Below are 12,564 nucleotides of genomic sequence, written 5' to 3'. Positions count from 1 at the left end.
TTGCCCGTTCTCGTGCGAGTTTTATCCAATCTGTTGATAGTCAAATAAAACCTACCTGATTACAACAAATATAGCCAAATTCAGTGAATTACGGGCTATGATTGCTTGAATTTATATTTAAGTCCATACTCTTCAAGTTTGCTGTATAGTGTTGTCCTGCCTATGCCGAGCAGTTCTGCGGCGACACTCCGGTTGCCGTTTGCCTGTTTCAACGCACGCAATATCCGCTCCTTATCCTCCGCGTCATTGCGCAAGGCGAAGCTGACAGTAGAGGTCGGTTTCGTCACGGCAAGTTCCAGATGCTCTTTCATGACAACACCTTCCTGCGCCTGCAATACAGCACCCATAACTTTCTGCCGAAGTTCCCGCACGTTGCCCGGCCATGCGTGTGTCAGCAACGCTTTACGTGCTTCGGAACTGAACCCGCTCACGCTACACTCCAGCTCTCTGTTTGCCATATCACGGAAGAACTCTGCCAGCGGCATAATGTCTTCTTGACAGTCACGCAACGGAGGAACGGTTATCCCGAAGTCGTGCAGGCGGTACAGAAGATCCTGCCGAAAACGCTTTTCATTCACCGATACCTCCAAATCTTCATTGGTAGCAGCGATGATGCGGACATTGAAATTCCGGTCTGCCTTGTCTCCGACCGGGCGATACCGCCTCTCCTGTATGGCACGGAGCAACATCTGTTGGGTTTCCAACGCGAGGTTTCCTACCTCGTCCAGAAACAACGTGCCGCCTTCCGCCTCATGGAAATATCCTTTCTTGGCATTGTCCGCACCTGTAAATGCACCTTTGACGTGTCCGAAGAAAGCCGACGGTGCAAGCTCTTTGGAGAGTGAACCGCAGTCCACCGCCACAAATGGCTTGCCTGCACGTTTGCTCTTGTCATGCAACAGGTGGGCAATATGCTCCTTGCCCGTGCCGTTCTCACCAAATATCATCACGCTCATATCGGTGGCGGCTACCAGCCTTATGCGGTGCATGATTTTCTGAAAGGCGGAACCTTCACGGGCGAATATAGGCATACGGCGTTGTCCTGCCTGACGTTCTTTCAGTATGGAACGGATCAGGGGGACAAGTTTATCCTCCACAAGCTGTTTGGGAATATAGTCTATCGAGCCGAGTTTCATGCTTTCCACGGCGGTATTAACTTCGGCGTAGTCGGTCATAATGATGAAGGGCTGCATCTTTCCCTCCTTTCGCATCCAGCACAAAAGGTCTATGCCACTGCCGTCAGGCAGACGCAGGTCGGCAACCACGATATCATTATCTGTTGCCTGTTGCAGATGTTTCTTCGCGGTTGAGAGGTGGTAAGCCTTCATATTGCGGTAGCCCTCCCGTGACAGCATATTGCAGACATATTCGCAATACACGATGTTGTCTTCCACCACAATTATTTTTGTCTTATTCATCTTCGTATTTTCTCCTTTCCTCTTCTGCCAACCGTATTATTTCCACTCCCTTATCCAGCACGGCAGTCACGGCATGGCTTAACGCTTCACCATCCGGGAGAGCATCGCCACGAAGCAATCCGTAAAGTACATTCAGCGGTTGGTCGGCACGGAGCACCTCCCACGAACTGCGCAGGTGGTGGATCAGGGAATCCAGCTTTTGCAGGTCTTTTTCTTTTGCTGCATCCCGTACCGCCTGCATTTCCTTTTCTGTTTCAGTTATCAACTTTTCCAGCATGACGGCTTCATTGCCATAGGACAATAAGGCGGAAAAGTCCGGTTTCCCGTCCGGTGTCGCTTTTATGGCACACCTGTCGGAAACCTCCATCAGTTCCGATATGGAGAACGGTTTGAACAGGCATCCGGCAAAGCCTTTTGCCAATAGTTCCCCTTTGTTACAACTGCCCGAAGCGGTTGCCACAACCACCGGGATTGTTGGTGAATTGCCCACGTTGGACGAACGCAACAGTTCCAGCAATTCGAAACCGTTTATATCGGGCATATTCAAGTCTGTCAGCAACAGGCTGTATTCTTTCTGGCGTATCATTTCCATCAGTGCCGCAGCATCGGTGCAAGTGTCGCAGTGTATTCCTTCTTGGGAATACATCTCTTTCAGCATCAGAAGTAATACCTCATCATTGTCAATGGCGACAACATCATGGAATTTATTGTTATGATAAACAGGTGTATTGCTTGTATATCCAAGCTGTTCTTCAGCTTCCTGCATAGAAATTTCAACTGTGAAACGACTGCCTTTCCCTTTCTTGCTGTCTAAACGGATTGTTCCGCCAAGCATCGACACAATATTACGCATTATGGCAAGCCCAAGCCCGAAACCCTCCTTTGCGGCGGCATTTGATAGACGTTCAAACGCACCGAACGCTTGTTTCTGTTCCTCTTCTGTCATGCCTGTACCTGTATCTTCAACGACCAGTGTCAGAACTCCATTATCATATTCAGTAATCAAAGAAACACCGCCTTCTTCTGTGAACTTGACAGCGTTTGACAGCAGGTTATTCCCGATTTGTATTATTCGCTCTTTGTCGGTCAATACAATGGCATCGTGTCCAGTCTTCACGGACAAGGACAGCCCTTTGTTCACGGCAACAGGCATGAACTCCGTTTCAAGTGTGTGCGTGATTGCTGAAATCCGGCAGGGTGACAGACGGGGCTGTTCCTTGCCGTTGTCCAGGCGGAAGAAGTCAAGCAAAGTGTTAAGCATATCCCGCATACGGTCGGAGGATTGCAGTATGTTTTGGATATACTGCCCGGACTTATCCTCACACTGTTCTTTCCGTATCAGTCCGGCATAGCCTGTTATTGCTGTCAGCGGTGTGCGCAGTTCATGGGTGATAGTATGTACCGCCTTCTTCCTTGACGTTATCAGTGCCTCGTTCCGTTGTACGGATTGTTCCAGTTGCCTTATCAAATCAGTTGTCTTGTGCTTGTATTGTTTAATGCTTTTTGCATCACGATGTATGATGATGTAGGAAATTAACAACAATAGAAGAACGAATCCCATTAAACCGCCTACTTGCATAAATGACTTTTCACGCATGGCAACTATTTCGTTTTCCCGGCTTTGCAGTTCGGTTTGTACCTTTTCTTCTATTTGGCAAATCAATTCTTGCAGTTGTCTGTTAAGTTCTGCATTACGAGCTGCAAGGCTGTCGGCTTGTTCCGACAATTGGCGATCCTGCACTTTCTGTTCGCTGATTACGTTTCTATTGACCGAATGAAGGATAGTGGTTGATACTGCTGGAGTTACTTCCTTTTTTTTGCCGAATATGCCTAAGAAACCTTTTCGTTTTGGCTTTTTGGACTGTTCCTGCACACTTTTCTGTACAATAACCGGAATTTGATTGGCTATCTTCTTGTTAATAGATTGTTGTTCATCCATTAACCGGACTATCTGGAACATCTGTCGTTCCTTATCCTCTAAAAGACTGCGCACACTATCGATGCGCTCTGCTGGATAGGTGGCCTTGAAACGGCAGAGCATACTGTCCATTGCCATACGCCGTGCATGGTAATGCTCGATATCTTTATCGTTCCATTCCAGTATTGTTTCACCCAATAGAGAAAATTTTATCATTTGAATATTGATATTGTTTATTTCTTTTCGGAGCTCGTCTATTTTTTTATTGCCAAGTTCTAATGCTTCTATCTCCTGCCATTCATAGAGGCTATTATATGCCATACATCCGATAAGAATGGAGATAAGTATATATCCCAACCGTATTGCCTTATAGAAATTTCCTGACCGCTCCATTATTTTAATGACATTGATTTTTGGAACATGAATAAAAGTTTATCTTTTTCGTTCATGCGGATATTATCAGAATAACCGTCTTTTGTTATTTGATACCCACATGGCTTAACCATAAAAATGCCTAAGCCCTTAGTGTACGAACTTACTTCTGAGGCATAGTCTTTACTTGTATTTAATGGAACTTTCCCTTTAATATGACACCACTCATTATTACAACTGATGTCTTCAATCTCAGACATCAGTTTTTGCAAATCTGTAATAGCTTTGGAACTCGCTACTTGGGGTATCTGCAACTCAAAACAGAGCATCGGTTCGAGAATGTCCACACCTGACTGTTGCAAAGCCAGCCTGAAGACATAAGGGGTCAGCTGTCTGAAATCAGCAGGTGTACTTACCGGGCTATAATACTCGGCTTGAGTAAAAGTTACTTTCAGATCTGTCACTTCCCATCCATGTAAACCAGATTGGCAAGACATACGAATCCCTTCAAAAACGGCATTTTGAAAAGAATGGTTCAGATAACCATAGGAGATGTCACTTTCGATTTGCAACCCTGCCCCTAACGGTAAGGGTTCAAGAGTCAGCCCTATTGTGGCCCAGTAAGGGTTGGGTGGTACTTCGATCTGAATAATCTTATTGACCTTTTTTATAGGTCGTTCTTTGTAGATAGTCTTGATCTCATCAAAATGGACCTTTACGGAAAATCGTTCTTCCAGCAATGTCTGTATGATTTCCTTTTGGGTCAAACCATATAACGAGATTTCCAATTCATCACTATATGAGTTTATGGAAAAGGACAAAGACGGGTCTTCAATCCACAATGTATTCAGAGCGGATATCACCTTGCTTCTCTCTTCGGGCTTATTTGGCCGGACGGAGGATTTGAGAGCGGGATGCTGATGAGATAATCCTTGAATCAAACAAGGTTTAGCACCTAAATAATCTCCGATTCGAAAATCTTCTATATCTTCTACAATCGCGATATCATTGGCACCCACTTCATCAACATTTATCTCTCTGCCCTGATAAATAGTCTTTAGATTTTTAATCTTGATGAATTTTTCCGAATCGTTGATTCTTACAACGTCTCGAAGTCTCAGACTTCCGTCAATTATTTTAAGAAAACTTCTTTTATGCCCTTTGGGGTCATGCTCTATCTTATAGAGATAAGCTGAAAGTCTGTTTGAGACTGATGCCGGAGGAAGTATAAAAGAAGAAATGGCGTCCAACAACTCATTGATACCGATATTGAACATTGCTGATCCATGTAGCACCGGATAGACTTTGGCTTTTGCCACAAGAGCGATTATCGTATTCCAATAATCAGCCGGTGAAATTTCGCTATCCGCCAAATATCGTTCTAATATATCGTCGTCATGGTTGCATACAAATTCTTTGTATTCTTCCTTTATATATGTTTGGGAGCAAACCGGATAAACCGATCCATCGACAACAGTTTGCATAAACAGGACATCTTGCGACAGATTTGTTTTTATATCCATATACAAACGCTCCAAATTCACACCGGCACGGTCAATCTTATTGATAAATATAATTGTCGGGATTTGCAGCTTTTGTAAAGTACTGAACAGCAACTTTGTCTGCGCTTGTATGCCTTCCTTTGCGGATAAGATGAGGACTGCTCCATCAAGCATTTTGAATGTCCGCTCCACTTCCGCAATAAAATCCATGTGTCCCGGAGTGTCAATGATATTGCATTTCACTCCATTCCAGATAATAGATGTCGTAGAAGCCCGGACAGTAATTCCTCTACGTTTCTCTATATCCATAGAGTCCGTTATGGTGTCACCATTATCCACACGGCCGCACTTTTCCGTTGCTCCACTGGCAAACAGCAGATTCTCGGTTACGGAAGTTTTTCCTGCATCAATGTGAGCAAGAATTCCTAAATTTATAATATTCATTTGGATTAAGCAATAATATACTACAGTAGATGCATTGTCGAAACGCACCTTTTAATACCTCCTCGTAGCATATGAGAACTACAGGATTACTAACTCGTATTAATATGTATATTATTACTGCCGCATAACGATTACAAAATTACACAAAAAAATATATCTAACAAAAGTGGGAGGATTTTTTAACTTTTTACCATAGACATTTTATTAGGGAAGCGTAGGTTCAACTGGCAAGTACAAATAAGTAGAAATGTTTGAACAACACCGTTTTAGGAAGTTGAAAAATCAAGTTTCTCTCTCGGTATAGCGTTTATTTTGGCCAATATCTTCTTTAGTTTAGCATTTGTGTATTTCCCATTCGTGTTCTATTTAGCTCCTTATTATGAGTATGTAGCAAGTTACTTATCAAATTCAGCCTCTTTGAGGGTCAAATATGGTTTTGCAAATGGTGACTGACAAGACATAAACAAGGTCAGCAGGAATTTTTTACATAAATGGACATGAATGTATATAACCTAAAATAAGAATAAATTTTAATAAGGGCTGCCCAAAAAGAAAAAAATGCAGTTGCCATCCTATAGATACTTGCAGAAAGGATAAAATTTACTTTTAGACCTTTTGGGATAGCCCTTATTAATACTTCAGATAAAATTCCTTAGGTTATATTTTCAATCCTTTGGACCGGGTTTCCTCCTTGGCATACAGTCCCGGACGCCCGATTATGACATGGTTGGCAACGATACTATCCGCCGGACTGCGTATCTGCGGCGGTGCATTTTCGGGATATTGCGCCTGCCTGTTCCTCACATCTTCCGCTTCCGGCTTGAGCTGTTGCCCTTCATTCTCCTTTTCTGCGACTTCGGGCGTGGGTGGCGCAAGCTCCAGCTGAATTTTTCGGTCAAGGGCGGCAAGTTCGGACTTCAACTGCTTCAGCTCGTCCTCCTTCTTCCACACCTTACCCGCTATCTCCTGTAACTGCGGTATCTCCATCTCCAGCACCTCGTTCTTCGCCTTGTACTGGTCGATGATGGAGGGTATCCTCTCCATCGCGTTGAGGAAGTTGCGGGCGGCGGCCAACGGGTCAGCCATCGCCAGATGCCCGTTGTTGTAGGTGTACTTGTAGTTCCCCTCGACCACGAAGCGGTTGTCGGTGAACTCCAATCCCTCTTTGAGTATCCTTTCGCTCACCACCTTTATCGGAAAACCGTAAAGTTCACCGACCTGCGTGTACAACCCTCCGGTCGTGGCATTCTTGGCTATCTCCTGCAAACGCTTTCCGATGACCTTCTCATCGGCGGAATCCACTCCGTCCACCTTTATTATATTAAGGCGGTTGCCCTCCTTGTCGGTCTGCACCACCGACAGGAAGCGGTTCCAGTCCTCCGTCATGGCATCTATGAAAGCCGTGTTGTTGCGCAACTCGCCGGTCTTTGACTCCAGCTTGAACTCCGAATCACGCTTGCCCTTGTTGAACGACTTGCGTTCCCCTTCGAGCGATGCGATCCGCTTTTCCAGTTTCGCCTTGTCCAACAGGTCGGTATTGCCGGAGAGCAACGCCATGTATTCCGAGAAATTCATGCCCGATTTTTCGTCCATTGCCCCCTCGTCGATGGTACGCGCACCCATCGCACCGCTTTTGAGCTGGCTTATGAAAGTCTGCTTGCAGTGCAGGAGGTTGAACTTGTAGCTGTCCAGTGACTTCTCCACCGCGTAGATGATTACATCCACGTTGTTCCCGGCGAAATGTTTGGCAATCTCATTACCTGCCCTAACTCCGCGTCCGTCACGCTGTTGCAAGTCGGACGGTCGCCACGGCGTATCGAGATGATGGATAGCCACACACCGTTTCTGGGCGTTCACACCCGTTCCGAGCATAGAGGTAGAGCCGAACAGCACACGCACCGTCCCGGCGTTCATGGCGTCTATCACCGCCTTCCGCGCCTTGTCGGTCTTGCACTCCTGAATGAAGCGCACCTCGCTTGGCGGTATACCGTAGTCCTCCGTCAGTTTGCGCTTGATTTCCGAATAGACGTTCCACCCGTCGCCCGGCTGGTATGTCCCCAAATCAGAGAAAACGAACTGCGTGCCTTTCTGGGCGTCGTATTTTTGATAATACTCCGCGATCATCTTGGCACAGTGACTCGCTTTGTTGTCGGGATGATCTTCGTAATTCGGGTCTATCATGCGCATGTCGAGTGCCATTTTCCGGGCATAGTCCGTGGCGATGAGCATCTTCGCCTTTTCTTCCGTTTCCGAAAGCGGCAGCCTGCCCAACAAGGTGGCATCGCCCGTCTTGGCGAACTGCATCAGTTTCTGTATGAAGTCCTCCTGTTCCGGCGTGGGCGGTATATGGTGCAGTATCTCGTTCTTGGCAGGACGGTCAACGCCCACATCCTCCGCCGTGCGGTAGTCCGTGATTTCATTATAGAAGGCGGCAAGCTCCGGCACTTTGATGAAGTAGCGGAAACGCTCCTTCTGGACCACATTGTTCGTCACGTTAAATTCAAAATCCGTCGTCTTCTTGGCAAATATCGCCGCCCAAGCGTCGAAACACCTTATGTCCTGCCGTTCCAGCTCCTTCGGGCGCAGGTACTTGAACAGCAGGTACAATTCAGTCAGTGAGTTGCTGATAGTCGTGCCGGAGAGGAAGGTCGCACCCAAGTCTTTTCCTGTGCGCTCCTGTATGGTGCGTATGGCAAAGAGCATGTTAAGTGCCTTCTGGCTTCCCTCGCTGTTTCCCAATCCCGCCACACGGTCGTGGCGCGTGTTGAAAGTCAGATTCTTGAACTGGTGGCTCTCATCTATGAAGATGTGGTCGATGCCCATCTGCTTGAAATCCACCACGTCGTCCGTGCGTGACTTTATGGCGTGTTCCACCTTCTCCAGCTTCGCTTCAAGGTTGTGCTTGCGCTTCTCCAATCCTTTCAGCATCGCCCGCGACACGTTCTTTCCCTGCTGCCGTAGCACTTCGAGGTTTTCCTCCACCGTGTCAAGCTCTGCTTGCAGGATGCGCTGCTGCAATTCCGGCGACTGCGGTATCTTGCCGAACTGGTCGTGCGACATGATGACGCAATCGTAGTCGTTGTTCTTTATATTATTGAAGAAGCGCACACGGTTGGCGGTCGAAAAGTCCTTCTCCGAAGCGTACAGAATACGTGCGTTGGGATATGCCGCCTGATAGGTGGCTGCAATCTCCGCAACGTTGGCTTTCAGCCCGATAATCATCGGCTTGTGTGCCAAATTCAGACGCTTCATCTCATGCGCGGCGATGCACATTATCAGCGTCTTACCGGTTCCCACCTCGTGGTCGCAAATTCCGCCGCCGTTCTGTTTCAACATCCAGACGCAATCCATCTGTGAGGGATAGACGCTCTTGATACCCCGGCTTGCCAGCCCTTTCAGGTTGAGGTCGGGAAAGGTCTGATGGGAGCCGTCGTAGCGCGGGCGCACGAAACAGTTGAACTTGCGGTTATACATCGTCACAAGCCGCTCCTTGAACTGCGGCGACTGCTCTTCGAGCCATTCGGAGAAGCCGTTTCGTATCTCGTCAATCTTGGCGTTGGCGAGTTGTATTCCCTCGCTGTCGCGCATCTTGATGTCGTTGCCATGCTCGTCCTTGCCGATGGACTTCATCATGTCAGGGCAGGTGTTGTGCAGGGCGTGTTTTAGGAGGTGCATACCGTCATAGTTCCGGTAATACCCCTTCACCAGAAACTCGTCCGTGATTTTCATGGTGCGGTAGCCGCACACCACCGAAAACTCGTCCATGCTTGCGGAATAGGCGATTTTCACCTCCGTGTCGAACAGCCGGCTCATGTAGGCGGCATAGACACCCGTCGGAATCCAGCGTTCCCCGAAATTGAAGTCCAGATCCTCGAAGGCGATGCGCTGCGGCTCGGCATCTTTCAGAGCCTCCAACGCCTGCTTCACCTCCGGCATACGCTCATTTTCGGGATTGTCACCCATCCATGCCTCTATGCGTTCCGCTTTCTCTATGACATTTCCGGCGATGAAACGGTCTTTGATTTCGTAACCGGTCACGAGCGGATTGTAGTAGATGCGCCCTTGCAGGGCAGTGAGCAAATCCTCCGCCGTGCTGTCGGTTATCTCCCGCATATAGTCGAGATTGACCGTACCATATTTGTTGAGCGACGCAGACAGGGCTTCTTCGGGAGAGCCTACGTTGGCATGGCTCTCCACCGCGAAGGAAACAGGATGCTCGAAGATGTCCGCCTTGACGAACTTTCCGTTTTCCATCCGTTCCAGCGAAAGGATGTCGCGCCCGCCCGCATCCATCATCACTAACTTCACGTTCTGCTTGGCGTTGAGGTTGCCGTAGCGCATGACAAACTCATCGTAACAGGTATTCAGATGCTCTCGCCACGGAACATTTGCCTCGCGCCGGAGCGATTCATAACGGTACAGACGCTCGTAGGCGTCACGCAGCGACACATACAACAACGCCTTTTCCTTCTGGTAGCCACGAAGATCAAGCGGTTGGAAAGTCGCGCCGTAAGGCGTGATGTCCTTCAGATAACCGAGATTGCGGACAGCATCCAATACCATCGAGCCGTCACGATGGTGAGGCTCCAACAGACCGTTGAACGGACGGGGAGAAAGGTCGATGACTTCCTCTTTCGGTTTTTCCGGTTCAAGTTCCGGGAACAGGGAAGTGGCAACCGTTTCGAGAGTGGACTCGATGGTATTATCTATTGTTCCCATCTGTGCTTCGGATTGTGTTGTGTCTTTCTTTTGCTCCGGTTTTTCATCCACATTGTCCGAAGAAGGTACAAAAGCAGGATTCAGCGTGTCCTTGACACCCAACTTTTTCAGTTGTTCCTGTCTGTGTCGTTCCGCTTCCAGCCGTAAAGCCTTGCGCCGTTCCGGTGTCAGGCTCATCATCGTTTCATAGAAGCCGTTGATAGGCGGATTGGTTTCCCAGTCCAACGTGGCGTAAATGTCGTCAGGGTCGCTTTGCTTTTCGGCATCCTGCGGTTTTACTTCCTTGTTTTCCGGCACAGTTTTGGCGGTTGCAGACGATGGGACAGCCGTAGCCTGTGGTTTCGTTTTGGGCGTTACACGCTTTGCCTTGCTTTCCTTTTTCGCTGTCTTTTTCTTTTTGGTTGGTTCTTCTATGGGCATCCCAAAAAGGTCGAATAAGGTAAGCTGCACGGCTGCCGAGTGATTCTGCGGTCGTGGTTCAATCTCCGGCTTCTCCTCAACTGAAGGTTTTTCCTGCTTCTTGGTAGGCGGTTCGGGTTTGACTTCAACGGCAACCGTTTTTTTCTCCCTCGCTTGTTGGATAGTACCGGAGTACAGGCGCATGGCAAGCCTCATGTGGCAGTCCTCGTCAAGCATACGGCGCAAGTCTTTTGCGATGCCTTCGGTCTTGCCCTCGTGCAGATAGACCATAGCGGGTTTGCCGTAGGGGTCTGTGCCGAGCTTTGCGGTTGTATGCACGATGCGTTCCGGGTGGTGGATGAAATAGGCGTTGTCCGTCAGTTGTGTTCTTTCATCCGTCTGTATCACGGTCATCAGCCGTTCATCCTGCGAAAGTTCCGTCTTATGCAGGTTCTTTTGCAGGACAATCAAGTCGCTGCCCACCTCTGTCCCGGCGTTGTCGGAAAACAGGTTGTTGGGCAGGCGGATTGCCGATACCAGATTAGCCTGACTGAACAGTTCGTTGCGCACGGAGGTCTTGGTGCTGTTCAATACCCCCTGCGACGTGATGAATGCCACGATGCCGCCGTTGCGCACCGTGTCCAGTCCTTTCAGGAAGAAATAGTTGTGGATGGCTTTTTGCGACGAGCGTCTGCCGAAAGATTCGCTCCTTTGAAATTCAGCGTCGAACACGGCAATGTCGCCGAACGGGATGTTGGACACCGCCAAATCGAAATAATTGTTGAACGGCTTTTCGATTTTCTCAAAACCGTCGATGCGCATTTTCTTGTCGGGATAGAGTTGCCGCAGGATTGTACCCGTGAGCAGATCCTTCTCAAACGCCATCACGTCCGCGTCGGGACTGTGGCGCAGCACGGCATCCACGAATGCGCCGACACCCGCCGACGGCTCCAGCACACGGGCAGGACGGACACTGTAATCTGCCAGTACGTCCGCAATGGTGCCGGTTATCTCCTTCGGAGTATAGAAGGCGGTCAGCACGGATGCTTTCAGCGAATCCACAAACCGCTTGTACTCCGTATCGTCTTTGCTGTTCTCCCGTATCAGCCTGTGCAGTTCCACGGTCGGGGCAAACAGTTCGAGGTCGGATTTCGCCCAGTGGACGGCATCCGTCAGTTCCCTTGCAGGGTTCAGAATACATTTCAGCCCTCCGAAGCCGCAATACTTCTGAAGTACCGCCCGTTCTTCGGCTGTTGCAGTTCTCTGTTCCCTGTCAAGGACGAATGCCGCCCGTATCGCCTCGATGTTGTCCCGCAGCCTTTGTTTGCGGTTAAACGCCATATTCCTCGATATAAAGGACGACAGCCCCCGTCAGCTCTGTGTAGAGCAGGTCGTAATCGGACGACAGAGCGAAGTTGTCGTCCGAGAGGTCATAGATGGAGAATACGTTTTTGACAAGCGGCAGCAGCTTTTGGGTAAAGTATTCACGTTCAGTTTCCGGCACTTCATCGGCAAACTCGTTCTCCACGACTTCGCGGAGGATGGCGTACTTGGAGTAGTGAAGCCCCTCCAGCAGCGTGTTCATAGCCAATTCCTGCGCTCCGGCGGAGGTCGTACCTTCCAGCCTTGCCCGCTCATACGTTTCAGCGGCACGATTGGCACGTTCCCGGATGAAGGCATTGTCGGAAGCCTGTTCAAACTTGTTCTTTCGGAGGTAGTCCAGCAGGTACAGACCGTAATAGGAAAAGTCGGTCTGCCCCTCGTTTTTCTTCTTGTTGTTCATTACTTTGGA

Annotated in this window: 4 protein-coding genes and 2 pseudogenes; all 6 read right to left on the bottom strand. The window is 48.7% G+C overall.

Annotated features, from left to right (window positions below; all coding sequences use genetic code 11):
* Positions 1 to 95 precede the first annotated feature (95 nt).
* Complete coding sequence (locus H9625_RS03455; RefSeq protein ID WP_004291471.1) at positions 96 to 1,418, bottom strand: sigma-54-dependent transcriptional regulator; 1,323 nt, start codon at positions 1,416 to 1,418, stop codon at positions 96 to 98.
* On the bottom strand, positions 1,411 to 3,729 hold the full coding sequence (locus tag H9625_RS03450) for a hybrid sensor histidine kinase/response regulator (RefSeq protein ID WP_004291467.1): 2,319 nt from the start codon (positions 3,727 to 3,729) through the stop codon (positions 1,411 to 1,413). Before H9625_RS03450 ends, H9625_RS03455 begins: the two co-directional genes overlap by 8 nt.
* Positions 3,729 to 5,654 (bottom strand): tetracycline resistance ribosomal protection protein Tet(Q), encoded by a 1,926-nt coding sequence (gene tet(Q), locus H9625_RS03445; protein WP_004291466.1) that lies wholly within the window; start codon positions 5,652 to 5,654, stop codon positions 3,729 to 3,731. Before tet(Q) ends, H9625_RS03450 begins: the two co-directional genes overlap by 1 nt.
* 657 nt (positions 5,655 to 6,311) lie before the next feature.
* Positions 6,312 to 10,337: pseudogene (locus H9625_RS03440) on the bottom strand (helicase-related protein); the annotation flags it as partial.
* Positions 10,338 to 10,504: 167 nt separating this feature from the next.
* Positions 10,505 to 12,113, bottom strand: a pseudogene (locus H9625_RS18010) (N-6 DNA methylase); the annotation flags it as partial.
* Entirely contained in the window at positions 12,103 to 12,555 is a 453-nt protein-coding gene (locus H9625_RS03435; RefSeq protein WP_151878030.1) for a DUF1896 domain-containing protein, read from the bottom strand. The pseudogene H9625_RS18010 and the gene H9625_RS03435, both read right to left, overlap by 11 nt.
* Positions 12,556 to 12,564 lie beyond the last annotated feature (9 nt).

The sequence above is a fragment of the Phocaeicola intestinalis genome, assembly GCF_014837065.1.
GTDB classification, from domain to species: domain Bacteria; phylum Bacteroidota; class Bacteroidia; order Bacteroidales; family Bacteroidaceae; genus Phocaeicola; species Phocaeicola intestinalis.
This window is presented reverse-complemented; position numbering and strand designations above follow the sequence as displayed.